Source organism: Pyrococcus sp. ST04 (genome assembly GCF_000263735.1).
Classification (GTDB): Archaea; Methanobacteriota_B; Thermococci; order Thermococcales; family Thermococcaceae; genus Pyrococcus.
The window spans coordinates 885,069-911,173 of the sequence record NC_017946.1 but is presented as its reverse complement, the minus strand read 5'-3'; the positions used below and the strand labels follow the sequence as shown (position 1 = coordinate 911,173).

The 26,105-nt window shown below is 41.9% G+C and carries 30 protein-coding genes and 1 tRNA gene; 6 read left to right on the top strand and 25 right to left on the bottom strand.

Translation table 11 applies throughout. The features are described from left to right. The first annotated feature begins 51 nt into the window (after positions 1 to 51). Genes PY04_RS04700 through PY04_RS04685 form a run of 4 tightly spaced genes read left to right on the top strand, consistent with a single transcriptional unit; the run spans position 52 to position 4,118 of the window. The gene (locus PY04_RS04700; protein ID WP_014734011.1) at positions 52 to 1,155 is read left to right on the top strand and encodes a cystathionine gamma-synthase family protein; all 1,104 of its coding nucleotides are present in this window, start codon (positions 52 to 54) and stop codon (positions 1,153 to 1,155) included. After that, complete coding sequence (locus PY04_RS04695) at positions 1,152 to 2,174, top strand: methylenetetrahydrofolate reductase C-terminal domain-containing protein (RefSeq protein ID WP_014734010.1); 1,023 nt, start codon at positions 1,152 to 1,154, stop codon at positions 2,172 to 2,174. The genes PY04_RS04700 and PY04_RS04695 overlap by 4 nt, the downstream gene beginning before the upstream one ends. Then, positions 2,171 to 3,100 carry a 5-methyltetrahydropteroyltriglutamate--homocysteine methyltransferase gene (locus tag PY04_RS04690; RefSeq protein WP_014734009.1) on the top strand — a complete coding sequence of 310 codons (930 nt, stop codon included), beginning with the start codon at positions 2,171 to 2,173 and terminating at the stop codon, positions 3,098 to 3,100. The genes PY04_RS04695 and PY04_RS04690 overlap by 4 nt, the downstream gene beginning before the upstream one ends. A gap of 1 nt (position 3,101) precedes the next feature. Next, positions 3,102 to 4,118 carry a methionine synthase gene (locus tag PY04_RS04685; protein WP_014734008.1) on the top strand — a complete coding sequence of 339 codons (1,017 nt, stop codon included), beginning with the start codon at positions 3,102 to 3,104 and terminating at the stop codon, positions 4,116 to 4,118. On the opposite strand, the gene PY04_RS04680 is transcribed toward PY04_RS04685, so the two are convergent. Next, a complete protein-coding gene (locus PY04_RS04680; protein WP_148266010.1) occupies positions 4,115 to 5,017 on the bottom strand; it encodes a hypothetical protein in 903 nt (300 codons plus the stop codon). The genes PY04_RS04685 and PY04_RS04680 overlap by 4 nt on opposite strands. A gap of 100 nt (positions 5,018 to 5,117) precedes the next feature. Here PY04_RS04680 and PY04_RS04675 point away from each other — a divergent pair. Further along, positions 5,118 to 5,205 (top strand) — tRNA-Leu (locus tag PY04_RS04675). Here the strand turns inward: PY04_RS04675 and PY04_RS04670 are convergent. The 21 genes from PY04_RS04670 to PY04_RS04580 form a co-directional block, all read right to left on the bottom strand. Continuing rightward, on the bottom strand, positions 5,206 to 5,493 hold the full coding sequence (locus PY04_RS04670) for a family 4A encapsulin nanocompartment shell protein (RefSeq protein WP_014734006.1): 288 nt from the start codon (positions 5,491 to 5,493) through the stop codon (positions 5,206 to 5,208). Between the two features lie 35 nt (positions 5,494 to 5,528). Further along, entirely contained in the window at positions 5,529 to 6,815 is a 1,287-nt protein-coding gene (hydA, locus tag PY04_RS04665; RefSeq protein ID WP_014734005.1) for an NADPH-dependent hydrogenase/sulfhydrogenase 1 subunit alpha, read from the bottom strand. Further along, positions 6,812 to 7,603, bottom strand: a complete 792-nt coding sequence (gene hydD, locus PY04_RS04660; RefSeq protein ID WP_014734004.1) for an NADPH-dependent hydrogenase/sulfhydrogenase 1 subunit delta — start codon at positions 7,601 to 7,603, stop codon at positions 6,812 to 6,814. Before hydD ends, hydA begins: the two co-directional genes overlap by 4 nt. An 11-nt stretch (positions 7,604 to 7,614) precedes the next feature. After that, on the bottom strand, positions 7,615 to 8,493 hold the full coding sequence (gene hydG / locus PY04_RS04655) for an NADPH-dependent hydrogenase/sulfhydrogenase 1 subunit gamma (protein WP_014734003.1): 879 nt from the start codon (positions 8,491 to 8,493) through the stop codon (positions 7,615 to 7,617). Continuing rightward, positions 8,490 to 9,593 carry an NADPH-dependent hydrogenase/sulfhydrogenase 1 subunit beta gene (gene hydB / locus PY04_RS04650; RefSeq protein ID WP_014734002.1) on the bottom strand — a complete coding sequence of 368 codons (1,104 nt, stop codon included), beginning with the start codon at positions 9,591 to 9,593 and terminating at the stop codon, positions 8,490 to 8,492. Before hydB ends, hydG begins: the two co-directional genes overlap by 4 nt. Before the next feature lie 281 nt (positions 9,594 to 9,874). Beyond that, positions 9,875 to 12,778: a leucine--tRNA ligase gene (gene leuS / locus PY04_RS04645; protein WP_014734001.1), complete on the bottom strand. Its 2,904-nt coding sequence runs from the start codon at positions 12,776 to 12,778 to the stop codon at positions 9,875 to 9,877. Between the two features lie 336 nt (positions 12,779 to 13,114). Next, on the bottom strand, positions 13,115 to 13,660 hold the full coding sequence (locus PY04_RS04640) for a hypothetical protein (protein ID WP_014734000.1): 546 nt from the start codon (positions 13,658 to 13,660) through the stop codon (positions 13,115 to 13,117). Positions 13,661 to 13,677: 17 nt separating this feature from the next. Beyond that, on the bottom strand, positions 13,678 to 13,836 hold the full coding sequence (locus tag PY04_RS09660; protein ID WP_167884982.1) for a hypothetical protein: 159 nt from the start codon (positions 13,834 to 13,836) through the stop codon (positions 13,678 to 13,680). Positions 13,837 to 13,933: 97 nt separating this feature from the next. Next, positions 13,934 to 14,059 carry a hypothetical protein gene (locus tag PY04_RS09760; RefSeq protein ID WP_256359059.1) on the bottom strand — a complete coding sequence of 42 codons (126 nt, stop codon included), beginning with the start codon at positions 14,057 to 14,059 and terminating at the stop codon, positions 13,934 to 13,936. A 59-nt stretch (positions 14,060 to 14,118) separates the two neighbouring features. Then, complete coding sequence (locus PY04_RS09655) at positions 14,119 to 14,286, bottom strand: hypothetical protein (RefSeq protein ID WP_167884981.1); 168 nt, start codon at positions 14,284 to 14,286, stop codon at positions 14,119 to 14,121. Between the two features lie 96 nt (positions 14,287 to 14,382). Next, positions 14,383 to 15,018: a hypothetical protein gene (locus PY04_RS04630; RefSeq protein ID WP_014733999.1), complete on the bottom strand. Its 636-nt coding sequence runs from the start codon at positions 15,016 to 15,018 to the stop codon at positions 14,383 to 14,385. A 38-nt stretch (positions 15,019 to 15,056) separates the two neighbouring features. Then, positions 15,057 to 15,575 (bottom strand): hypothetical protein, encoded by a 519-nt coding sequence (locus PY04_RS04625; RefSeq protein WP_014733998.1) that lies wholly within the window; start codon positions 15,573 to 15,575, stop codon positions 15,057 to 15,059. Between the two features lie 3 nt (positions 15,576 to 15,578). Continuing rightward, complete coding sequence (locus tag PY04_RS04620; RefSeq protein WP_048055998.1) at positions 15,579 to 16,211, bottom strand: hypothetical protein; 633 nt, start codon at positions 16,209 to 16,211, stop codon at positions 15,579 to 15,581. 2 nt (positions 16,212 to 16,213) lie between these two features. Then, a complete protein-coding gene (locus PY04_RS04615; RefSeq protein WP_048055997.1) occupies positions 16,214 to 16,654 on the bottom strand; it encodes a hypothetical protein in 441 nt (146 codons plus the stop codon). 23 nt (positions 16,655 to 16,677) lie between these two features. Further along, a complete protein-coding gene (locus PY04_RS04610; RefSeq protein ID WP_014733997.1) occupies positions 16,678 to 17,193 on the bottom strand; it encodes a hypothetical protein in 516 nt (171 codons plus the stop codon). An 18-nt stretch (positions 17,194 to 17,211) separates the two neighbouring features. Next, positions 17,212 to 17,547, bottom strand: a complete 336-nt coding sequence (locus tag PY04_RS04605; protein ID WP_048055996.1) for a hypothetical protein — start codon at positions 17,545 to 17,547, stop codon at positions 17,212 to 17,214. Positions 17,548 to 17,556: 9 nt separating this feature from the next. After that, on the bottom strand, positions 17,557 to 18,180 hold the full coding sequence (locus tag PY04_RS04600) for a hypothetical protein (RefSeq protein ID WP_148266009.1): 624 nt from the start codon (positions 18,178 to 18,180) through the stop codon (positions 17,557 to 17,559). Next, positions 18,171 to 18,590, bottom strand: a complete 420-nt coding sequence (locus PY04_RS04595) for a hypothetical protein (RefSeq protein ID WP_048055994.1) — start codon at positions 18,588 to 18,590, stop codon at positions 18,171 to 18,173. Before PY04_RS04595 ends, PY04_RS04600 begins: the two co-directional genes overlap by 10 nt. A gap of 92 nt (positions 18,591 to 18,682) precedes the next feature. Continuing rightward, positions 18,683 to 19,159, bottom strand: a complete 477-nt coding sequence (locus PY04_RS04590) for a hypothetical protein (RefSeq protein WP_048055993.1) — start codon at positions 19,157 to 19,159, stop codon at positions 18,683 to 18,685. Between the two features lie 11 nt (positions 19,160 to 19,170). Further along, positions 19,171 to 19,800 carry a hypothetical protein gene (locus PY04_RS04585; RefSeq protein ID WP_148266008.1) on the bottom strand — a complete coding sequence of 210 codons (630 nt, stop codon included), beginning with the start codon at positions 19,798 to 19,800 and terminating at the stop codon, positions 19,171 to 19,173. A 195-nt stretch (positions 19,801 to 19,995) separates the two neighbouring features. Then, complete coding sequence (locus tag PY04_RS04580) at positions 19,996 to 22,320, bottom strand: CARDB domain-containing protein (protein WP_014733996.1); 2,325 nt, start codon at positions 22,318 to 22,320, stop codon at positions 19,996 to 19,998. A gap of 269 nt (positions 22,321 to 22,589) precedes the next feature. On the opposite strand from PY04_RS04580, the gene PY04_RS04575 reads away from it, so the two are divergent. After that, positions 22,590 to 23,174 (top strand): 50S ribosomal protein L15e, encoded by a 585-nt coding sequence (locus PY04_RS04575; protein ID WP_014733995.1) that lies wholly within the window; start codon positions 22,590 to 22,592, stop codon positions 23,172 to 23,174. A gap of 4 nt (positions 23,175 to 23,178) precedes the next feature. Here the strand turns inward: PY04_RS04575 and PY04_RS04570 are convergent, their stop codons facing one another. The 3 genes from PY04_RS04570 to PY04_RS04560 are packed head-to-tail and all read right to left on the bottom strand — an operon-like array spanning position 23,179 to position 26,012. Further along, positions 23,179 to 24,201, bottom strand: coding sequence for a DUF835 domain-containing protein (locus tag PY04_RS04570; protein ID WP_014733994.1), 1,023 nt, complete (start codon positions 24,199 to 24,201; stop codon positions 23,179 to 23,181). Position 24,202: 1 nt separating this feature from the next. Beyond that, a complete protein-coding gene (locus PY04_RS04565) occupies positions 24,203 to 25,042 on the bottom strand; it encodes a methyltransferase domain-containing protein (protein WP_014733993.1) in 840 nt (279 codons plus the stop codon). Between the two features lie 40 nt (positions 25,043 to 25,082). Further along, positions 25,083 to 26,012: a dipeptidase gene (locus PY04_RS04560; RefSeq protein WP_014733992.1), complete on the bottom strand. Its 930-nt coding sequence runs from the start codon at positions 26,010 to 26,012 to the stop codon at positions 25,083 to 25,085. Positions 26,013 to 26,105: the final 93 nt, after the last annotated feature.

Here is a 26,105-nt window from a genome sequence, read left to right as displayed (position 1 = left end):
TATGTCGAAAAAGATATAAAAGGGTATGTCGAGTTAGCTAAGGTGGCATAAATGAAACCCCTTCACTCTCCCCTCTACATCACAGCCGTGTTTAAACAAGTGGGTGACGCTTATCTGACCGAGAGGGGGACTGAGCTAAAATATTCAAGAGAGGAGAATCCAACTGCAAAATATCTAGAAGAAAAACTAGCCAAGCTTGAAAATGCTGATAATGCCCTCGCCTTTAACAGCGGAATGGGAGCAATTGCTACATTATATTTTACCCTACTTAAATCCGGAGATGAAGTAGTTCTATCAATGGAAGGATATGGAACCACAATAGAACTCGCGAGGCTTCTTGACAAGTTTGGAATAAAAGTCAGGCTAGCCTATCCAAACGCTGAAAAGATATGCGAGGCCGTAACAGAGAGAACCAAACTAGTCTTAGTGGAAACAATGACGAACCCCACACTAAAAGTCATCGACATTCCAGAGGTGGCAAAAAGGTGTAACGAAGTTGGAGCGACACTCATAGTGGATAATACGTTCGTTACTCCAATCCTCTATAAGCCCCTTGAAGATGGAGCAAGATTTGTGGTGCACAGTCTTACGAAGTACATTGCCGGCCACAACGATGTTGTTGGAGGAGCAGTCTTGTGGAATGGAGAATTCAATCAAGAGCTTTGGGACTGGAGGAGAAGACTCGGAACAATAATTCAGCCTTTTGATGCCTGGATGATTGAAAGAGGAATGAGAACGCTGGAAGTTAGATTTGAAAGGCAGAGTAAAAGCGCTCTAGCAATTGCCGAGTTTCTTAGGGAGCATCCAAAAGTTAGAGAGGTTCACTATCCTGGCCTGAAAGATGACCCATACCATAAAATCGCAAAGAAGCTCTTTGCAAGAAACCTTTACGGAGGCGTTGTAGCGTTTGACATTGGAAATGAGGCTAACGCTCTCGCCTTCTTAAGAGCCCTCAAGAAAATCTTCCCCTCCCCCTCTCTTGGTGGTGTCGAAAGTATAGCAACGTATCCAGTCAAGAGTGCCGCAAAAAACATGGATGATAGCCAAAGAAAACTTTTAGGGATAACTAAGGGATTAATAAGACTATCTGTTGGGTTGGAGCCTTTAGAAGAGCTTATTGAAGATCTGGATCATGCCTTGGAGGTGGTAAAATGAGAGTCCCAGGATGTCCAAAAGATCTGCTGAACGGTCCATGTGGAGGAGCATTAAATGGAATATGCGAGGTTGATGGTAGAAGATGTCCTTGGTTTTCAGTTATGGAAAGGTTCGAGCTCCTTGATGGAGCTCCTCTCTTAGTAGAACACCCAATAATCATAGAAATGGAGAGAAAATATGAGGGAGATGTTAAAATAAGGAGAAGCAAATTCATCAGCAATCTGGAAAAAGGCAAAGCCTTGGCTGTTGAATTTCCTCTAAGGGTTTTTGAGAAAGGTATTAGAGAGTTCAAAGAAGTCGGAGACATATATACTGTTCCCGATAATCCACTTGGATATCCTCACATCTCTCCCACGGCCCTCGCCACGTGGTTAAAGATCAGAGGTTTCAGTGTAATGCCGCACTTAACAGCCAAAGATAGAAATGCCGTTGCTATAGCTTCAGAGTTCAGAACCGCCATAGAATTTGGATTTGAAGGCGTCTTGATAACAACTGGAGATTGGCCAGGATTCATGATCCAAAGTAAGCCAGTCTTTGATCTAGATTCAGCCAACATGATCAAGATGGCACGACTCATGTTCTCAGGGATTCTTCCCACAGGAGAAAGAATATCCATTGACGAGAGACCCTTCATTGCAGGAACTATGAATCCGAATTATCCGGAAAAAGTTGAAGGAAAAAGATTAGCAAGAAAAATAATTGCTGGAGTCGACTTAGTCTTTACCCAAGTTGTGGCAAGCATTAAAGCAGTAAATAGAATTCCAAAGATAATGGAGGAAGCCAAAAAGTTTTCTACAAGGGAAGTTCCAGTTGTTGTGTCTATTCTTTATCCAATGACCAAGGAACTAGAAGGGACTCTAAAGAAAATGGGGATAGAAACTGGTAATACATTCGAAGAGATAATTCAGGAAATATCCTCATTGGAACTTGGAGGTGTAAATTTGATTGTATTTAACGACTCTAATTGGGATTCTCTACTCGAGGAAGCTATTGAAATCTTGAAGGAGGTGATTTTATGATAGTCCCAGCCCTTATTGGAAGCTTACCTAGACCAATTGGTCTGGCAAAGAAGATTGAACAGTATTCGATAGGTAGACTAAGTGAAGAAAAACTTGAGGAGGCCTACAGAGAATACACCAGAAGAGCATTTGAAAACCTAAAGAAAGCGAAAATCAAGATAATAACTGACGGCCTCTACAGATGGGATGACATATTCAACCCATTCATAAGGTTCATTGAGGGAATTGAGATAAACGGTCTCTTCAAGTTCTATGAAAACAACTTCTTCTACCGATCCCCAGTAGTTAAAGGGGATCTCGCCCTGAGGGAAAACCCAATCCCCGAATGGATAAAGATAGCCCAGGATATAAGAGAAAAAGTTTATCCTGAGTCAACTCTTAAAGCTGTCCTTCCCGGACCGGTAACTTTGGCCTATCACTCAATAAACGAGCACTATAAGAGCCTAAACGATCTGACAGAGGCCTATAAAGATGTTCTAAAAGAACTAATAAAAGAGCTTGATGTCAAAATTGTCGAGCTTCAGGAACCTGCCTTGGCTGCAGAGCTCTCAAAAGCAACGAGGGAAGTAGAAGAGCACGTAGATAAGGAAGTTGCAAAGAAAGTCATAGAAGAGCTAGCAAAGGTGAAGAAGCTCTGGGTCGTTACATACTTTGGAACCCCGCAAATTCTTCCTAAGGATGTTATACTCAACGTTGACGTCATAGATGGAGAGGTACCAGGAGAGTACTCTGGAGAGATAGGATTAGGAATCATCGACGCTAGGGAAACCAAAATGGAAAGGACAGACAGGTTGAAGGACAAGCTGAGAAAATACCTCGCCAAATTTGACCATGTTTATGTAACCCCAAATACGCTGTTAGACTTTCTCCCTGAAAGTGTTGCTTGGAGAAAGTTAAAGCTTCTTGGCAGACTTGGAGGTGAGTGAAATGGAGCTTCCAATTCTCCCCACTAGCGTTATAGGCAGTTATCCCAAGCCTAGATGGCTGTTAAGAATGTATAGGCTCAGAGAGCTTGGAAAAATACCAGAAGAAGACTTTATAGAAGCCGTTAAGGATGCAAGCGTTGCCGTTCTCAGAGAACATGAGAGGGCAGGAATTGACATACCCTGGGAAGGAGAAATGTGGAGAACAGAAATGACTGAACACTTTACCTCGAAAATAAAGGGCTTTAGATTCTACGGACCCGTAAGGGTCTGGGGAAACGCGTACTTTAACAAAGCAGCTGCCGTTGACAAGCTTGAATATAAAGAACCCCTCGTTCTTGAGGAGTTTTTATGGGCCAAGGAGAATACTAGTAGAGAAATTATAAAAGTTCCAATTACTGGACCTTATACGATAGCGGAGTGGAGCTTTAACGAATATTATCCAGATAAAGAGAGCTTCGTCATGGATCTTGCAAAGATAATAAACAAAGAGCTGAAGACACTAGAAGACAATGGGGCAAAGTTCATACAGCTCGATGAACCTGCAATGTTAAATCATCCAAATGAGGTTCCACTGGCAGTAGATGCAATAAACAGGGCAGTTAAAGGAATCAAGATAAAAGTTGGCCTTCACGTGTGCTACTCAAATTACTACCTTCTTGCTGACTACTTTGATGATATAAGGGTCACACAGTTCGCCTTAGAATTTGCAAACAGGCAGTTTAGAGACATGGATTTTGTTAAAAAGCTGTCTGGAAAAGAACTTGGATATGGAGTTGTAGATGTTCACAATCCAAGGGTAGAGAGCGTTAGCGAAATAGTCAGGGCAATAAAGAAGATATTTAACTACCTAGAACCAGAATGGGTTTACATAAACCCTGACTGTGGATTAAAGCTCCTAGACAGAAAGATAGCATACCAAAAAATGGCTAACATGGTTCAGGCAGTTAAAATAGTTAGAAAAGAACTGGAAAAAGAAGGAAAGACAACTACCGAATTTAGAACACTGAAGGACATCTAGCCTACACTCATCTTTTCAGAGAAGTCTTGGGCAGTTGGAGGGTAGTCAAGTCCAAGCCTCTTCCTGAATTCCATAATTTTATCCCTAATCTCCACAAGCTCTATCGTCTTCTCCTTACCCATGAGTCTAAGGATATCGTAAAATGCCCAAATTCCGTTTAATATATCTTCAACCTTTTTATTCAGATCTCCAGTCAGCAAACTTCCTCTAATCAGCCTTCTAACTTCCTCCCTTGGATCGGCTATTGGGGCTAATGATAAGGATTGCAGAACTATCCAGTTGATTATAGCTGCATCGATAAACTGAGCTCCAGCCCTAGTGACCTTAACCTTGGCCTCCTCATACGCCTGTTGCTGCTCCTGGAAGTTTAACAGCTCCATGATCCCAATTATTGATTCAACGGCCTCTAGATCATTTTTAATAACCTCCAACTTGGCATCTAGTACCGAAGTTACTGTCTTCACATCATCAAGACCTATTAATGTTGCCGAAGTTAGTACGGAACTTAAAATCGCAATATCATTCTTGAATTCAAGGTCTTTGACTTGCTTGTAGTTTTTATACAACATATATCCAGCTTTTAGAACAAGCATCTCCCAAAGTATTAGCTTTATCTTTCCAAGATCTGGATTTTCCATAGCATCTATCAAATCAGCTCTATGAAAATATAAGCTTCCATCTTTCGTAAGCTCGCTGTAAGGTAAGACTATAATCCTCTCCCCTTTGACATCGTTCCAAGATTCCAAGGGAATTACCCTGACTTCATACTCTTCCATTGGGAAAAAGTTCCTTAGATCAACGGAAAATTCTGTTAATGTAGAGAGAACTAGTTCAGAAACTTCTTCAGGGGTGTCTCCCAACAGGAAATCTTTCATAAATCTGTGCAGATAAGGCTTCACAGAAAGCCACCTCCAATAAATTAAGTGGAAAACTTACTTTTAAAAACATTTTCTAAGCTTAAAGTTTATAAGCCTGAGTATGTGGATGATATTTGGCAAAGCGGGGGTTGCCGAGCCTGGCCAAAGGCGCGGGATTCAGGGTCCCGTCCCGTAGGGGTTCCGGGGTTCAAATCCCCGCCCCCGCACCATCATCTAATGACTCTTATTCTCTTAGCAGCTCCAGGAGCTAACCCAAGCATTTTAGAATCAATAACGACTGCATCACCTCCCAGGTATGAAACTACGTCAATTTTTAATCCAGAAACCTCAGTTATTGGTCCTTCTTCATTAGTTTCCTGCTTAAGAATCCGAGAGAAAAAGTTGTAGGCATCTCTTCCAAACAGCACTACGTCTGGATCAAAGCCCTCCATTTTCAGTTCATTGACTTTCTCTTCAATTTCCCCGAGAATTCTAATTAAATCTCCCCTTGCTGTCATAGATGAAGGATAAAAGGAAGAAGATAAAAATGTTTCTAGAACCTGACAACATGAACTGAACATGATATACAGGGATCATACGCTCTAATGACCATTTCAGCAAGAAGCTTAAGCTTTTCTGGGTCATCATTATAGTGCTTTTCCGCCATCATCCTAACGTGCTCCTCCATCATTGCTAGGTTGAAGGCTGTCGGTGTTATTATGTCAGCATAGCTAACCCTTCCCTCCTTAACTTCTAGGGCGTATACAAGAATTCCTCTCGGAGCTTCGGTTGTTGAAACGCCAAAACCGTCCCTAACATCTACTTCGTCCTTCTCTTTAACTGGCCATTTTGCTAGAACTTCATCTATAAGATCGATTGCTCTTTCGGTGAAGTATACGAGCTCAAGAGCTTGTGCAAGGTTATTTGCAAAGGGATTTGTTGACCTTAGGAGATCCCTATGTGAGTGGTAGAGTTCCCTGGCCTTTCCATACAAGAGGTCTGCATTGTTAACTACCCTAGAAATCGCTCCCACCATGAAAGGTTTCCCATGATAGTGGGAGTGCTTTGCGAAGCTATGTTCAACTACAAACTCTCTAATATGTTTCTTGTACTCCTCGCTTGGAAACTCATTCCCATCACTAGCCCTTATGTAGTCTCCATAGATCCCATAAGAGTCGTCCCTCGGCTTTACAGCTAGATGGGTTATTTCACCTTCTACCTCTCTATATTGCTCAAGCTTTGCGAATAACTCAAACGTATATTCTGCCAAGGGAATTATCTCCTTAAGCTCCTTTTTCATTTTTTCCAGGACTTCTTTAGAAGGCAACTTTCCAAATCCACCCAACACAACGTTTTCTTGATGAATTGCCCTGGCACCTAGAACATCCATAATCCATGAACCAACGTTCTTTAGCTTTAGAGCAATTTCGATTTCTCTCTTGTACTCATCAACCATCTTAAGAGGACTCGAATATCCAAGATAATCCGGAAGTACGAGTAGGTAAAGATGAAGAGCATGACTCTCTATCATGTCCCCTATATAAAGAACCTCTCTCAGCTTTTGGATTTCTTCTCTAGGGACGAAGCCCACGGCCTTCTCAGCAGCCTCAACGGCAGTAAGCTTATGGGCCGCAGAGCAGAAGGAGCATATCCTTGGATAAATTGCCAAGGCTTCATCAAGTTTCTTGCCAATAGTAATTGCTTCAAAGAATCTGGGGCCCTCTATTATGTTAAGCTTAACTTCCTTAACCCCATCCTCTCCAACTATTATCTCAACTCCTCCCTTCCCTTCCACCCTGGCTATATGATCGACTGTAATTGGAAGGTAAAGGTTCTTCATTCTCCACCACCTGCGAATATTTTTTCAACCATCTTTTCCACCCTCTCATCATGTCCGTTGAACATCTTCAACCTCTCTATTATCTCCTCTTTTGTCAGACCTTTCTCTTTGAAGACTCTAGCCAGTGAATCGAACCACGCAACATCGTATCCTATAGCTCCTCTACAACCTATGCAAGCAATTCCAAAAGAAGGACACCTAGCATTACAGCCCGCCCTTGTTACGGGTCCAAGGCAGGGCTCTCCCTTTTCAAGAAGGATGCATGGGTTCCCTTTAAGTCTGCACTCAAGACAAACTGGGTAATCTATGTCTTCTGGCCATGAGCCAATTAAAAATGTTCCCAGGGCATATAAGAAGTCTCTCTTTTCTGGAGGACATCCATAAATGTTGTAGTCAACTTTAATATATTTCGAGACAGGTTCGGCTTTTTTGGGCTGGAACTTAACTTTTCCATCTCCATAAACTGTCTTCCAGAGATCCTCGAGAGGTTTGTCACTCCAGCTTTGGACACCTCCTTGGACCGCACATGCACCTACTGCAACCACTATCCTTGCGTTCTCCCTAATCCTCTTAACGAGCTCAACTTCCTCCTCCGTAGAAACACTACCCTCTATGAAAGCTATGTCCACGGGCTCATCCTCAACACTATCCCTGTCGAGCATAAACCAGCAAACTATCTCAGCATTTGGGAGTAGCTTAAGTAAGTTATCCATCATCGCAAGTTGAAGCTGGCAACCATAGCATGATGTCAAAGCATAAAATCCTATCCTTAGCTTCTTTTTCTCCATCTTACATCACCTCAGTCTAGCAATCCTGGAGTTGACACTATGTCAAAGTACGTGAACACAGGGCCGTCTTTACAGATGTACTTCCAGCTCGTGCTCGTTCCAACATTGCAATGACCACACTTTCCAATTCCACACTTCATCCTTCTCTCTAGGGTGACGTAGATGTTCTCCGGCCTATATCCGTAGTTTATCAGCGCCTCGAATACCGCCTTGTACATTCTCGGAGGACCACAAATTGCCACTGCGGTCTTCTTTGGATTAGTATTTGCTTCAACAATAAACTGCTGGGGTCTTCCATGGAGACCTGGCCAGTCTGGATCTCTCGTTACACTCTGGATTATCTTGACATTTTCTGCCTCTGCAAGATCTTTCATCGCCTCGAGCTCCTTGTAAAATAGCAAATCCTTCCCGTATCTCGCGGTGTTTATGAACGTTATGTTCCCGTATTTCCATCTGTTGTCCATTGCATAGAGGAAGACGCTTCTCAAGGGGGCAGTTCCAAGTCCGGCAGCTATCAACAAAAGATCCATGCCTTCCCATTCATCAACAGGAAAGCCATTACCATAGGGCCCTCTGACGAGAACTGTGTCTCCAGGCTTTAGCTTGTGAACAACTGTTGTTACCCTCCCGGCCCTCCTGATACAAAGCTCAAAGAATCCTCTTCTCATTGGAGATGAACATATGCTTATCGGAACTTCTCCTACTCCAGGGATTGTTAACTGAACAAACTGTCCAGGTTTAAATGTCCAAGTTTCTGCCAACTTGGGATCTTCAAATCTAAAGAGGAACAACTTCTCTCTTTCGGTTAAATCATAAACTTTGAGAACCTTAACTCTGTGGAGAGCATAGGGGTTGTCGTTTGGCATCATAATCTCTTTCGGAAGGGTCATACACCATCACCCCTTATGTTTGGTGAATAAGCAAAGCCTCTCTTTGGAATCTCTTCACTAACTGAGGGAGGACACTTGCTTTCTTCTAATCCCAGAATCCTCCTGAGGTTGTTAACAAAGCTTATACCAGCTGGACAGAATGCAGTACATCTTCCACATCCAACGCAGAAGCTGAGACCTAGTTTCTCGTTGTATGAGTTCTTACATAAATACCTGTTGAGAAACCTCGACTTCTTCGTTGGTCTGAAGTTGTGGCCTCCAGCAACAAGACCATGGCTTCTGAACTGACAAGAATCCCACCGTCTCTCCCTATAGCCAGTGACACCATCGAGGTTCACGATGTCTTGAACTTCATAACATCTGCACGTTGGACAAGTTAGGTTACATATCCCACATGCAAGGCATTTTTCGGCCTCTTCCTCCCACATGGGATGCTCCATTTCAAGTTCCAGGAGGTATCTCAAGTTACCCCAATCCTCGTGATATTTGAATGCCTGATGTCTCCTCTTCTCAAATTCCCTGAAAGCGCATATATCCCTGTCAGTCACCTGCTCGAATAGCTTTATGTTCTTGTCAACTATTCTATGCCCAATTGGAGTTCCTACCCTTACCAACCAGCCATCAGGAAGCTCATGAAGGAATAAATCAAAACCATCATCTGCAAAATCAGTCTCACGTAGGTTGCAGAAGCAGTATTCATCTGGCATACAGCTTATTCCTATGATTATTCCCTTCTCCCTTCTAACCTTATAGTACTTATCCGGAAGCTCATCTAGGTAAACGGTATCAAGTATCTTGAGCCCATAAATGTCGCAGGCATGAACGCCAAAAAGTATGAATGGCTCAACGTCTTCAATAACTTCATTATACTCAACTTTTTCGAGGTCGAATTCGAACAGTTTCTCCCTGGGCTTAAAGAAAAACTTTTTTGGGGGCATTATCGTTCTGGTGTAGTGAAACTCAACCTTTCTAACATCATCTATTTCCCTGAAGTCGTAGAAGTTGTCCGAGATCTTTACCGGAGCGTAAAGTTTTCCCCATTCCTTGAGCCTTTCCAAAAATTCATAGGTGTTCTCCTTAGGCAACTTAACATACCTCAATCACACCACCTCCCCAGTGAACATAATTGTGTATGCGGTAAACATCTTCGTATTGATGTTCATTTTTGTCTCCTCGATAGGATGTTGTTCATTGGGATAAAAAAGCATTTTTAAACCCGAAATTTGGAAACCAAAGGTTTAGAACAGGCTATTCGCCGAAAGTGCAGATTTGTTTTACACCAATCTCACAAGAACATTGAAGAATCTAATAGAGCATCACTACCCAGAATCAATGGAATATATTATCAAAGAGAAAATCAAAAATTGTAGAGAGGAGAGAGCTATTCAACATAAATTGCAGGCTTAAGTGGCATTGCCTGCCTCTTCTTTCCACCCTTGTCCTCTTCTGGATTTATCACTATTTCAAGCCCAAGCTCCTTTTCAATGAAATCTTTGCTTTCTCTCAGAACTTTTTCTTCATCGATCTTCCTAACCTCGAACATCCTGTCCTTAATTATCTTTTGCACTATCTTTGCAACTTCCTTTCCATGCCTCCTTATCTCCTCCTCCTTCATCAGTTCGCTCATAGCCTTCTTGAAATCTCTCTTTTCAGCGACTATCTCCCAAACCTTCCACTTCCATTCTGGGGCAGTGTATATGTAGGCCCTCTTTGGATTCTCTATCTTCGCAACTTCTATTATCTCCTTTATATCCTCTATTAGGGATTTCAGATACTCCTCCTCAATTTCAACCTCCTCATTCCACCACTCTGGCTCCGGTTCAGGCCACTTCGCCAAGCTCACAAAGCCCTTTCCTCCAAGCTTCTCCCACAGTTCTTCACAGATGTGAGGCATGAATGGGGCCATTAGTCTAACCCACACATCAGCGAGCTTCCTGAGGACGTACCTCTTTGCCTCGTCGTCTCTACCCTCAGTTCTTCTCATATACCACCTTAGGTCGTTCATTACACTATAAAAAGCCCATTGTACTGCAGTTCTTGTCTTAAATTCTTCTAAAGCATCCGTAGTGTTCTTAATTGCCTTATTGAGCCTGTGCAACATCCATCTGTCTATCGTTTTGAGCTCTACACCTTCCTTGACTTCGTATTCAGCAAACTGACTCACAAGTTCATAAAACCTCTCCACTTGCTTCCTCAGCCTTCCTACCTCTTTCCTTCTCCAGTCAAAATCGCTATCATGCTCGGCGAGACTCATTATGTACAGCCTAACTACATCAGCCCCGTTCTCTTCAATTGCATCTATGAAGTTTAGCACATTCCCTTTGCTTTTGCTCATCTTCTGCCCTTCCAGTGTTCCAAACCCATTGACGGCTATTCCTTTGGGCCAGTGCTTCTCCGGGAATATCGCCACGTGGTTGAATATAAAGAATGTTAAGTGGTTCGGTATTAAATCCTTAGCTGAACAACGCCAGTCCAGTGGATACCAGTACTCAAACTCCTCTTTCATCTCATGGATGATCTCTGAAGGAATACCCGTTTTTTCAGCCAATTCTCTTTCCCTTTCATCGCTAAATTCCTCTAGGAATATGTAGTCAAAGAACTCTGGAGTTAGCTTCTCAGGATCAAGCTTCCCTTCTTCCCTTAGCTTGTTTATATGCCTGCTTATTGTATAGTATGCCATGTATATAGTTGAATCGCTCAAACTCTCGATCACCCACTCCGGATCCCAAGGTAGAGGAGTTCCGAGACCAACCTTTCTAGCACAAGCCTTCTTGTCCAGCCAATCTATAACCGCCTCGAATTGGGCCCTTCTAGTCTCTGGCAGGATCTTCATTCTCTTAAGGGCCTCTCTGGCCTTTTCCTTCCATTCTGGATTGCCATAATCAATGAACCACTGGTCATGAATTATCTTAATTACGGCCCTGTTTCCAAATCTCGAGATAACATTTTTGTCAGCAAACTCGTACATTATCTCTGCTATTCCCTTTTCGATCATGTCCTTAGCAACGAGTTCCTTAACCTCTTGAACGGGCCTGCCTTCATACGGGGGAACTTTAAACACTCCCTTATGATATTCTGCCTTATATATGGTCTTTGTTGCCTGCTCAAGCTTTTCTTTATCCTTCTGGCTTTTTATTCCAAGTTTTTCGACCTCTTCAACGGCAGGAAAGTCCCCATAACCCTCAAGCTTTATTAAAGAGATGTATGTAATGTTCTCAACCACCCTGGGGTCTATGTCATACTTGAGCAGAATCTCAGTCTCTCTCTTCAGATCCTCTAAGGCAACATGATCAAACGGAGCATGTGCTGGAACGCTCATGACGACTCCAGTAGCGTTGTCTGGGTCAACAAACTCCGCTGGTAGTATTATTACCTCATCTCCAGTAACAGGATTTCTAACGTATTTCCCTATTAGCCTTTCACCTTTAAACTCATCAATTACCTCAATTTCCCTATCCTGGAATGATAGCTTGTACGCAGCTTCCTTACTAACTATCCACACCTCTTCCCTTCCTCCTCTCTTGACCCTAGCCTTAACATAAGTCGCCTCTGGGTTTATCCACATATTAGTAACGCCATATACCGTTTCTGGTCTCAAGGTCGCAGCTGGGAGATAGACTACCTCTCCATTCTCCCTAAGCTCGAACTTGATTATAACGTACTCAAGAATTGGAACATCCTCTCCCTCCATTAGATCGTGATCTCCCAGGGGAGTCCCAACTACAGGATCCCACCTAACCCTGTGGGCCCCTTTAACAATGTATCCCTTTTCCTTCAACTTGTAGAACTGCCATTCTATGAATTTACTAAATGGTGGGAAGAGACTCGTTGTGTGGAACTCTCTGCTCCAGTCTACTGAAAATCCGGCCCTTATGAATGTCTCCTTTGCAGCTTTCATGAAATATTTAACGATATTTACTGGATCCTCGAACGTCCACAGAATATCCTCTGGAACCTTATAGACTTCCTTGTATATCCAGATCGTTTTAGGGTCTCTATTCTTAATCCTCTCTGCAATACCCACTATGGGAGAGCCAGTAATGTGCCACCCCATGGGAAACAAAACGTTGTAACCCTGCATTCTCTTAAATCTAGCAATTACATCTGGTATTGTGTAAGTTCTAGCATGGCCAACGTGCAAATGCCCTGAGAGGTAGGGAAACGCCACAGTTATAAAGAACTTTTTCTCCTTCGGTTTGTCCCTTATGTCTGGTTCAAAAACTTTCTCCTCAAGCCACTTTTTCTGCCACTTTTCCTCAATAGCCTTAAAATTTAATCCTGCCATTTCAACACCCCCAGAAATTTTTCAGAAGAGTCATAGAGACAAATAAGCATAATGCCGTAGATAACAATCCCCTCATAGGAGGAGAACTCGATCCCCCCTCATCGGCATCGGCTAAGATTTTGGGTTGGGGTATTTAAGGTTTTTGACTCTGCCTCTTCCAAATCATAAAAGCGTTGACAAGGTGTAGGATTCTCAATGATATGTGATTAGAAAGAGTTATGAGTTATTTTTGTTTTCAATAAGTAAAGGAGTCTAAAGGTGCGTTCTGGCCCAGCCACTATAAAATCAAAGACTGTGGGTGGGTAACTACTTACCCACTGGAACTGCCATCTGGCATTACTCAGGTCTTCTATTACTCAATTTCGCCCTTACAAGACCTTTGAAAATTAAGTAGCCACCAATTATAGCTGGAAGAACTAATAAGAACGTTTTCAGTGGAGCATCAGATTTTAGAACGAGACTTAGGTTGGAAAGCCATTGGAAACTCCAGAAAACATTCATGCTCTCTGAGGGATATATAAGTTCTTTTCCTTTGTGAATTGCTATTCCCTCGAATATAATTAGTATTAGGATAAAGAGGGAAAATGCCGCAAAAATTGTAAGAAGATCAACTACTGAGCCCCACTGATTATAAACCGTGCCAATCAATAATAGTGTTACAAGAAAGCTTGATAAAAATCCGAAAACGAGAAATGCCTGAACCCTGAGTGCTTCTTGGTGTTTTCCTCTTCCATGCGCAGTTAAAACCATCCAGACAAAAAGTATCAATGAGTTTGTTGAGAGTACATAGAGCCCTTTAAGCGGTTCTAAGTATGTCGCTAATGCAAAAGACAAAAGGATACCAAGTATGCCTCCCGCTAGGTATTTTTTATAATTCTCCATTCCCAATCACCTTATGGCTAGCCAAGTTTGTCATATAATAACCACCCACCAATAAAACCAACGATCCCACCAACTACTGCCCCTGAGATTGTTCCGGCTCCTGGAACTACTGAACCCAAAGCGGCCCCAATTTTTGCTCCCACTATAGCACCTGCAACTGCACCAGTTAGTCCCAATTAGATCTTTTTTCACATTATCTACATCTATTCTAATTTTTGCATTTCCGAAGGCTGTGTATTTTAAGCTCCATGTGTTTCCCTGAGAATCAATGACTTAGGTATTACTATCAACTTCAAGTGTGAAATCAACTTGTACTGGAATTGAAACTCCTGCCAAATCTGTTATCTCAATGCCTTTTCCGAGGAATCCGCTGGTTGAAAGAGTATCAAAGAGTATCATGGAATTTTATTAGTAGTTTCCCTGTTTTCTTCACAGGAACTGTGGGGGTGAGTAGGACATCAGTGAACTCTGGTGTAATCTCTTGGGTATATAAGTATACGTGCTTCGGTTATCACGTCAGTAATGTGCCATTCAATATCAGTCGGATTAGTAAAGTAAACTTCGCAGGACATGTCTAACACTAGGTCTCCTCTCTTAGCTGAGAGTGCTAGATCACTGCACTCCATGAATGCAGTCTGAATGCTTGGAGGCTTCACATCCACCCTCACCTCGCTCCAGTGTTCTTCTCCCTTGGAATTTGGTTTGTCTGGTTCTCCTCTGAATCAGCAAGGCCTAAAAGGTTCAACATTCCCACCACTGTGTGTTGTCATTATTTTTCCTACAGAGTGCATTAACAGGAATATGCCCGCACCAAAAATAATTTCCATACCTATTAGAGTCGAATCTGCCCCCTCATGCCAGTTTATTAACCCCCACAGGATCATGTACGACAGCAAATACTGGAGTTCCACTCTTTCCCTCAGGAAATAGTATGTTGGTAAGAGCAACGCCAGACCAACCATTAACAGGGCATTTGTTGGCAATCCAAGACAAGTTAGGAGTGAAAACACGAAAATGAGAGAGCTGGTTTTGCTGTTTTGTATTTTAAACTCCCTTGCTGATAGTGCAATAATGGACAGCATTAAAAAAGCCAAAGCCAACGAAAAGGGACTTCTTATAGCGTATGCAAACGGGTAGAACCCCAAAATAGGAAACACCCCACGCACAAACATTAGATCGTCCCCGAACTTTTTTGCAAAGTGGTAGCTGAGGATCATTGCCGGCATGCTCGCCGAGGCAAACAATGCCCCAGCAGCTATCCCATCTTCCCCCCCTGAATTAATTATCATCGGAAATGTAGAAACCATGAGGAGCATGGGGAAAAGAAGTGGAAGGGAAGTACTGACACTTGGTCTCATGAGTTCACCCTCCAACATGTTAGTGTAATCCAAATTTTCTAAACTGCTTTTTGAAGTTTTTCAATTTCTTTTTGGAGCCATAGTGTAACAATCCCATAAGTTAATGCGAAAGGCGTTTGATAAACTATCAAAAGCAAGAGTGTTGGCAAGTAAAGGGGCACGATGCAGTAAGCTGTTAAGTTTCTACACATGCTCTTGAAACAGTACCAAAGGATAAACCAAAACAAAAGCCCTATGGCACCATATACTGGATATGAAAAGAGCGTTATCCCGAATAAAGGTAAGTAGGGAAGGGAAACTAGAGCACCGCTGTTCTCGACGTCTTTTTTGATTATACCTATTAAGTTTCTCCTGATGCCCAGTATGGCAGTCATAAGCCATAACAGGAACGATGCACTAATAGGCCAAAGAGCATTTGTGGAGTTTGTTTTTACCGCAAGATAAAGAGACAGTGCAATGGCCCCAAACGTGAGTGTTGCTCTTCTCGTGGAAGATATTACAGCAAGTAAAGCTATAATGGCCCATAAAAGAATAGAAATAACCATGGTAATCTCCATGCCTCATCCCCCAACTACGGCGTTGTTGTCGTTTTCTTCGGGAAATCTACTCACCCCCCATTCAAATATCCACTGGATTTTCGAAACAGCTTTTCCAGCCTTTGGGAGACTTGTTAAAATGAACACGCCCCAGCCCACGGGATTACTGCCCTTAACAACTAGTAATGCCACAGATGCTATTTCCCCAGCAGTTGAACCATAATCTATTGCCTTCTCTGACCCACTTCTCGTGTCTTTGTACACCACCGTAATCACATCAGAGACTGGATAACTTATCTCACTAAACTTTGCTTCAATTAGGTATGAATGGTCCGCAAACTCGTCAATGTAGGTTCTATAGAAGGGCTTTCCAAAGTAATAATTCGCTAGCTCCTTGTTTATCGTTATCGTCACGGTTAGGTCCTCCCTCATGTTTGTTGGGCTTAGGGTTACAGTTTGCTTATTAACCGTGACGCTGCTCGGCCCGTCAGGCCACACCTTCTTACCCCCAAAGTCAACTTCCTGTAGACTCAAAGTGACCGTATCTGGTTGCCTCAGCTCAAGATGAACCGTACAAGTTGTTGAACCATCGAGAGCAACGACACTAGGCTTGCACTCCATACTCGCAATTATACTGCTCGTGGGCCTCACCTCCACCCTCACCTCGCTCCAGTGTTCTTCTCCTTTTCCGGTTTTAACTCATAATTTCTGGCATTTTTCTCTGCCCACTGGCGCGTAATCCCTATCAGGCCAATAGTTAGTGGAAAAAGCGTCAGGAAAAATTCAAAGGAATCAGCGACTAAGGAGAAGTTGGGTAACCCACTAAAGGAAAAGTATATAACAAACAGATCAAACATTTGCTGGAATATTCCTTTGGCTCCTGAGAGGGTCGGGTATCCCATTACACGTAAGACTATCCAGTGGGAGCAATTGCTTGGATTTAATTTCTTCCCCATCTTGAGGATAAGACCTACAAACGCTATTCCTAACAGTGCTCCAATGATTGTTTTTAAAGCGCTCCATGGGCTAAACTCAAGAGCCTGATATCCCAAAGAGAAGAAAATTAAAAGGAGACCCAGAATATTTGTCCTCATTTTCATTGCCAGACCACCTCACAAGTGCCCTAAAGGCCCTTGGTGGCATATGCCGCCAAGCTATGTTTTAGTATCAAACATGCCCACAGACTGAGGAGTGCAAACAGTAGGGGTTCTAAAAGGCTTTTTGTCTTTATGAGGACTAAGAGTGAGAGCACTAACAGGAAAATGCCCACTCTATCTTCGGATAGTTTATCAATAATTCTCCAAGTTGTTGCATATATGAAAGCTCCGGCAATGAAAAACATCACGAGATTTCTGTTAAAATTTGCCTTTGTAGAATGAGCAAGAATTGTGGGTAATAGAAAACCAACCACAACTAAATTTGAAATCACAAGAGCCTTGACAAATCTTGTATCTCTATGTGCACCCCATTTATGCTCCTGGTGGTGAATTTCAAGTCTAATTGCGAAATAAGTCACTAAATACCCTATAGCATAAATCAACATCTGAGAATTCCCATTTAGAAATCCATACACAAAACTACCAAAAATTAAAATTGGAAGATAAAACGTCAGGATATTGTGAACGCGGGCTTCATCCATAATATCACCCCACAAATGCTATCGAGGTGTTTTTGACACTTTCAAGAATATGACATACACAATTAGAGCCGATGCTAAAGCCCACATCATCGATAACAACATTCCAAATAGAGAGAGTCCAAATTTACCCAAGTTGAGAATCAAAATTCCAGCGAAAGAAACTGTGAGTATGTCCTGTTTTGTAACTGGTTTTTGACGAGAAATCCTCAATTTAAATCCTCCTGTCATAACCAGAGCTAGAAATAAGTTGTAAAGGAGTATTAGAATAGTATCATCAAATGAAACTACATGACCAGTTGCTCCAACTGCCAGTAAAAGTGGAAAAAGGTAAAGAAATCTTACGTATTTCTCCATGATATCACCTCACGACCAGTTTGTTATAATCCAGTTTTTGGCTTCATTCAACAAGAAAGCCGCAAGAATAGATACTCCAGCCTTTTTTGCAGCGCCTTTCCAACCAGTTGCAGAGACTATAACAGCTTCTGGTGCATAATATGCAAGAGCTATTGCAATCAGGGCATCTCCTCCGTAGTCAAGGACCACATCATTCCAATCTGCATGGATTGTCACGATGTCAGAACCCTCGAACGATGATATTTCTTCACTTGTCCCTTCCCAATGTACATCGTAGAGTATGATAATCGTAGTTGAAAGTCCCCACAGATCTTTTATGAGATTTATCCCATCGAGGGTACCGTAAACTTTTGCAGTCGTTGAAAAGATTACAGTGCCATATCCACCTGCAGGGATTGCCTCAGGTGCCGAGGCACTCCATGGTACTGATAAAGCTCTTTCCAAATCCTGGGAATCTACCCGAGCATTCATAGTGATTTTCGTAATTGAAGCATCTTCTGAGTAGGGATTATACAAGATGGCTTTGCATGTTATTGGAGCGATATATTCCCCATTCTTAAAGTCAAAGTAAACGTCATCGCACTCAAAGCCCACCTGTTTCAACCCCGTCCCATCCATCGGCTTCACTTCCACCCCCACCTCGCTCCAGTGTTCTTCTCTTGGAATGCACAGTAAACAATTATAGTTGTTATTGCACTTATGGGGACAATAAAAAGCCAAAATTGGGTATTTGAAGAATATGCATTGAGCATAAAGAGGGGAGTTGAATTAAGATAAAAAATAGAGAAAAATTGCTTTACTTTTCCCCTCTTTCCAAGCAAGAACTCATACATAATATCAGCTCCCAACCTGTAATAAATGCCCTTATAAACGTGCCTGCCAAGCTTTCTCACCAATAGATCCACGGCCAATACAATGATTAAGCCAAAAACTATTCCAACAAGAGAGGTAATTCCACTCTTAATATCGTATTTCCAAGATTCTACAACAATAAATGCAAAAAGGAGTATGTGTGAATACCAATATTTCGAACACAAGGCCATAGGAACCCCCTCATGTGTGTTCTAATATTGCAGGTTTTATGAACGCATTCCAAATGAATCGTATGATTTCCGATGTACAGCCCTCCAAAGATTTAAGTTTTTCTCAATATGATGACAATTATGAGTATAATTCCAGTTGTAAAAATACCCACAACTAGGGACTGAATCACAGACTGAGGACTGCCCTGAAGTAGGAAGAACCCTGCGGCCAATAAGAAAATGGTCTTAAAAATAGTCCATACTTTTTTGTTATCATAGGCAACTTCTCTAACCCATATAAACACAACGACCGTTCCTGCAGTTATCAGCAGGCTGGCAATAAATCCCATAAGGCCTCCATTCACCAAAACAGGAAAAGTTGGCATGATAAAAGCGACAATAGACAGTGACAACACGTCTCTTCTCTGGGCACCTCTGGTTATTAACACCAAAAGCGAGAATAATGTTACCCCTGTGACAATGAACCCCATAGTCCAGTTTAAGCGATTCATTATGTCCCATCCAATGTAAATTCCAACAAGAATAAAGGAAAAGGCAAGCATGGGATGTAAACCCTTCCCAGCCCTCATGATTAATCACCTCAAGTGAGTTCTAATATGTACTCCTTAACTTTGTATAAGATTACTCCAATTAAAATTCCTGCTGGATTAAACTCAACTTTTCCAATCTTTACCTTACCTGGGGCTTTTATCAGGGTCCAAGCTGACAGGTAAGCCATTGCCACTGTAAGCATGTAATCCGCTGCAATGGTTTTTGTGTCCATTTTCACCAGAACATTGCCGTATACGCTCCCTGAGAAGTGTATCCATGTGTCTTCATCGTAGGCGTAACCGAGGGTATAGTTGAACTCCACAGATACGTACCTCCCGTACTGTAGGACGACTTCTGTAGCGTCTGCTCCGCTAATTGGAATTTGCGAACTAATCTCTAGGGGTAGGTTGAAGGTAATGATTTTGGTTTCTTGTGGGGATAAAGTGAATGAACTCGGGTTAATGCTCCACTTACCCGTACCCAAGCTACCTGCCGGCACATCCTCCAACTCCCCAAGAGAGTACTCCAAGACAGCAATATCCTTGACCTTAGCCTTTATACTGGCAGGGTTATAAAGATAGACCCTGCATGATAGAGTTGCTCTGTAAGCATAATCCCTAAAGTCAAAGTACAAGTCACTGCACTCAAAGCTAATTTGCTTGAGTTCTGTCCCGTTCATTGGTTTCACCTCAACCCTCACCTCGCTCCAGTGTTCTTCCCCTTTCCCGTTAGGTTCCCCATCATAGTTGTCGAGGAATAGCTTGAAAGTGTGGTTACCCACGCCATATACTGTTAGGGTAATGCTGTTACCGTATAATCCTGAGCGTTCGCTGGAATCCCAGTCCAATCAATATCCTTGACTATTGCCCCATCTTCATCGCTCACAAAAGCCCTTAAGATTAATCCTATCACTGTTATAATTCCAGACCTCAACTAGGAAGGTGACCTCACCACCACCCTCAAGCTCTTGAGGAAATGCCTCAAGCTTAGGTAAAAATCCTTCCCTCCCTGAAACTACTGCCACGGTATCCCGCCTCTCAGCCCTCTGGAGCTTCTGGTTGCCAATGACCTCATAGACCTTTACCAAAACATCATGCTCCCCAGAAGTTGACGGTACCCAGGTGAGAGAGAATTCCTCTGCAGAGTTGCCACTGACAACCTTTTGAGCACTATCAATCTCTTTTCCATCGATGAAAAGTTTTACGAGCAGAGTTTTGCTGGTGTCGTATTCATTCTTGACCTCGACCTTGAAATTAACTTGTCTATTCACTTTTGGAACCTCGGGCTCCCATAGAATACTATTTATCCTTATTGTACCTTTAGGACTCTCTCTAATTACGGTTATATATCCTTTGTAATCCCATATGTAATTCTTATAAGAAAGCTCCCCAAGATATCCGTAGGTTCCAGGTTTTGAATAATTAATTTTGCAAGTTCCTTTTTCGAATTCTCCATTTCCTGGAATAAATATTTCTCCAGAGCAGGATTTTTCTCCTTCTGGGAGTCTAATGTTTAATGAATACCTTGCTGTAAATCCTTGAGAGTTGTCATTCTTTACTTTAATTTTGAATAGAACTGTTTTTCCTTCTTCAACTGTGCTTGGAGAGGGAACTACCTCAAATTTAACTTTGTCATACTCTATCTCTGGATCTCTCGAGATATCTATAATCTCTGAATATTCCCGTGTCGTTGTCCTATCTTGACACGCGGCTAGGTCTTTTATAGAGGTTGGAAGATTACCACACCCGGGCGTATAGGTCACCATGACATTACCTGAGATTCTAATTTTCTTAGAGTTATCTGGAATATTCAGGGTAAATTCCTTGCTTACTATTGAAGTTTCTCCATCCTGGGGATATATTATATCGATATATTTTTCATCTTTGTCTCCACTGCTATCTTTAATCTCAACTCTTATATTCTTGACAATATTGCTTTCTGCCACCAGTACTATCTTGACATTGTAGCTTATTCTGCCGTTATCAATTTTCTTTGTTAAAACTTGGACATCCTTTATCACTAGTTTGCCAATAGAATACTCGCCAGATGCAACTTTCTCTATTTCGTCTGGTTCACTAGATGTTCTTTGAGCTCTTCTATCAAGAGGTACGGAACCGATATTATTTCTGATAGGAGAAGAGATAGAGATATAGTAGATGGGTCTTTTAATTATTTCCCTGTAAATTACATATACATTCAGGGCATCTCCAAGTTCTGCCATTTTTTGATTTAGCATTCTTCTAAGAGTTGGATTAGTATTTCCCAAATTTATCGATTTTACTAGAGTATACACATTTCCCATCAATTCATAAGCTTTTAACGCATTTGGCCAATAATAGGTCTCCCTAATACCGACTCCTGATCCAATTTTTATTACTGTAAACACAACGCCCTCATCTTTCGTCCAGTTAAGGGATATCAGCTTATATGTTGGTGATATAAGCACATATTCTCCAGAAGGTGTCTCTACCCTTTTTTCAAATAATAGGAGGTATGTTGCTCGTTTTAGTTTTTTGATAAGTGTTTCGGCATTATCAAAGTTCTGAGAGTTGTACTCTCTATAAAGCTGAAGCCATATATCATAAAATAGAGGATTTATCATCTTGGTGTCCCCGGAAAGACTTGGAGGTGTCAAGGAATTTGTCCATCTTGCCCTCTTAAGAGCCCAAGCTTCATATTTATTATACTTATATCCTACTTCCACAAAGGCGAGACTTAAATCTTCAAGAAATTCAGTCATGTTGAAATCTCCTTTTATATCATCAGAATGCCTGACTATATAATCTTCCAAAGACTTAATCTCCTCCTCGTTCCACCCCTGCTCCCTTAGTACGCTTTTTGTTTCTTCTGGTAGTCCATTTTCTTTTATCTCATTTGCCATTTCTTTTAGTTCAGCCTCAGTGTAATATAGCTTAACTCCCGTTTTCTTAAGCTCTTCTATTGAAATCCATATTAAAGCTGAGAGATTTGCTGCATTCTCCGCTCCAAGTTGGGAATTTCTAATTAGTTCCTTTATTATTGTGATGTTACCAGTTCTATTTGCCTCAACTACCAGCTCTGCCTCCTTACTTAAAATTTCCCAGAACATATTATATGGATCCTCTGTAGCCTGTGCAACCACAAATGTGTTGGCGGATATTACACTAAGTGTTGATCCAACTAACAAAACTAATATTATTACTCCCATTAACCTTTTCATTAAAATCACCAAATACTTCCAAGCATAGCCACGTATATAATAGTCTTATGGTATAATTAGTTGACTACTATTGTCAGTAGATTAGAACTCGTTTTGTATGTAATTCAAAGTTGTAAAGATAGTTATAAATAAGACCTGAACAAAGATTATGTGGATGCCTAAAGCACCAAAACCCTTAAAAATTCTCCATCCAACATCGCCCGAACTTGGCGGGGTAAACCCGCGGGATGTTCCCGAGTTGGGAGAACCACAAACAGGAGGGAAAAGGGATGGGGATGTACAAATACATTAGGGAAGCTTGGAAGAGCCCAAAAAAGAGCTATGTGGGTCAATTACTCAAGCAGAGGATGATAAAGTGGAGAAGAGAACCCGTTGTTGTTAGAATCGAGAGACCAACGAGGCTTGACAGGGCAAGAGCTTTGGGCTACCAGGCAAAGCAGGGTTATGTAATAGTGAGAGTAAGGGTAAGAAGGGGAGGAAGGAAGAGGCCCAGGTGGAAGGGCGGAAGGAAGCCAAGTAAGATGGGTATGGTTAAGTACTCTCCAAAGAAGAGCCTCCAATGGATAGCCGAGGAGAAGGCCGCAAGGAAGTTTCCAAACCTTGAAGTTCTAAACTCCTATTGGGTTGGAGAAGACGGTATGTATAAGTGGTTTGAAGTGATCCTCGTAGATCCCCACCACCCAGTTATAAAGAGCGATCCTAAGATAGCCTGGATAGCACTTAAGCACCACAAGGGTAGGGTATTTAGAGGACTTACATCAGCAGGTAAGAAGGGAAGAGGGCTTAGAAACAAGGGTAAGGGTGCTGAAAAAGTTAGGCCAAGCATCAGGGCCAACCAGGGTAAAGGTAAGTAGATCCTTATGTTGCCAGGTTCATCAACATTGCCTTTTCTTTCTCTTCCCATGCTTCAGGTGTGTAGGCTACTATAACCGTTCCGTTCTCGGCTATTGCATAATCCCTAAGAGCATGAAGGAACTTCATTATAGATCTAAAGTCATTGTAGAGCTTTAGGAACTCCAAGCAATCAATAGCAACAACACCTCGGCCACCCGACATTCTAGCTTCCCTCATATACCTGACAGCTAAATGTGTCATTTTTTCAAGTTCAGTGGGCCTAATGCCGTTCTCCATCTGGGTATTTGTGACGTAGAATACTGTCCAGTTCTCTGATTTCTTGCTGAGATCCCTAGTGAAGAGCAACAGCGGCTTGTCTTCTAGAGATTCAAGAAGAACTTCAAAGTATGCATCTGGAACTATCTTCATTCCTGGATTAATATCTGGTATCTCTCCTTTCTTGACTTCTTTGATGAGTGTTTTATATCTCCTTATCGTTGAAACCGAGAGTATTAAGGCTCCTAATAGGATCAAAACCAGGTCTATGAGAGAATCACCAATAAACTTGTACAGCGTTAAGTCAATTCCAAGAATCAGCATTGCAACACTATTTAACATTGCTTCTTTTCCAAGGCCCTTCCAGAATATATAGGCCGAAATTATGAGCATAAAGCCCGAGTCTCCAGCGATACCGCCAACTGGAACTCTCCTCATATGGAGGATCATTGTTATTGTTCTATACAGTATGTGGCTTAGTGGAACCAGGAGGTAACATTTAACATGCCTCAAGGCCGTGGGGGCGTAGTCCTCTATTATCTCAACTGTATAAAAAGCCATTCCGAGGGCGTAGAAGTAGAGGAACATTTCTGCAACGCTTTTGTGGATTCCATGGTATCTTATGAGGTAGTAGGCTCCAAGCATAAACCAACCTAAACTTGCATAAAGTGCATCCTTTCTCTTCTCCTTAAGAGAAGCATAAAGAAAGTATCCCCCAGTAACTATTGAAACTGTACCAATTAAAATTATTGTAGACTTGACTTCCAGCATTTCAAATCCTCCTAGGTTTTCTCGCTACCACACCTAAGGCCTCCTCAATCCTCCTAACCCCAATGAATCCAACTTTTCTCAACCTCTCCATAACTCCCCTTTGAATATCTTTTCTCCTGTATCTCTTCCCGGGATTTCCAACGTAATGAAACAACCTACCTCCCGGCTTTAATACTCTAAATAGTTCCCTATAGAATTCTTCACTATAAAGCTCACCCGCAAGGGAAAACCTTGGTGGGTCGTGGATTACTGCATCGAACATTTCGTTTTCAAACTCTTTTATTACCTCATATGAGTCGCCTTGGATTATCTTTATGTTTGGATTCTCAAAGAGGTCTCTGCTCCAAGGATTTATTTTTGCAAGCTCTATGACGTTCTTGTCCTTTTCAATTGTAATAACCTTAGCCCCTCTCCTTGCAGCCTCTATCGCTGTATACCCCAGCCCCATACAACTGTCAAGCACATATTCCCCCGGCCTTGGATTTATTGTGTTTACTTTAATTACCGTATCTTCCCAAGGGTTTACATCCTTTGTCCTGTGCATCCTGATGCCATTAATTTCTATGGTAGGAGGGACCGTTGGAACCAGCTTATAGAAGTGGCTTCCAGCAATCGCTGCCTTGTACAAGGTTCCATTCTCAATGAAGTATACAGTGCTTTCATCTTCGCTAATCTTCTTCACTAACTCAATGTCAAGTCTTGTACCATCAGGAAAAAATACATAGCCATCTCTAACTTCGACATTTATCTTCTCGCTTGTTTTCCCTAGATCCACATTTATTTTGTTCTTACCCTTAAGTATTTCCCTAGCCTCTCTAAAGGTTAGATAATACGTGCCCATGGTTTCATAACCCCATTTTTAAGCGCTCTAAGTTTTAACCTCACCCAACCACCCTTTCGAATACTCGTCTAAAGTTTTCAAAGGCTATTGCCTTAACTTCCTTTTCACTAAATTTCTCCCTTAGTGCCCTAATAAGCTCAGGAATTTTGGACTCATCTTCTAATCCTATTACACTCTTTCCTTTCCATCCAGGTAAGTAATAGACGAAATCAAAGCCTATTCCAACATGTTTATAGCCGACTAGATCCACCATATACTCAATATGGCTAACATATTTTTCGAGTGTTGGTTGCTCCTTGTCAACGAAGGCAGGAATGGCAACTGCTCCTATAACACCATCCCTCTCCGCTATAGCCTTTATCTGGTCATCTGTTAGGTTTCTCGGATTGTCGCATAGGGCCTTTGCGTTGGAGTGTGAGGCTATAACCGGAAAAGCTGTGACATCAAGAGTATCCCAGAATCCAGCTTCATTTATATGGCTCAAATCGAGTATAATTCCGAGCTCCTCAGCCTTCCCGACAACCTCAACTCCGAAGTTCGTTAACCCTCCGCTTGTCCTTTCAAACACGCCATCCCCTATTTGATTCCTGAGGCTCCATGTTAGAGTCAATACTCTAAGTCCAAGGGAGTGGAGTATTTCGAGGATATCAAGGCTTTCTACAGGCTCTCCTCCCTCGATTCCAAGCCATAATGCAATTTTTCCGTTTTTAATTACATCATCCATTTCATTCACTGTCCCAACGATTTCAAACTTTGTACTTTCTTCCACGTCCCTAAATAGTCTGTTGATGGCCTCCAGGGTGTATCTTAAAATTATTGGCCTTTTTTCGGGTCTACTCCACACACTCATTACTCTAGCCGAGATTCCATTAAAAAATCTGTTAAATTCTCTCTCCAAAACTCTTGTACTTCCTTTTTCCCTTTCTTCATATACATATGTTGGCAAGTCTGAATGTGCATCAAATATCATTTTCCCACCTCTTATTTGGATAAAATGTTTTAGAGTTTAATTCTCTTTCGAACCATTGTTATGGAAAAGGATAAATCTTGGGGATAGGATAAC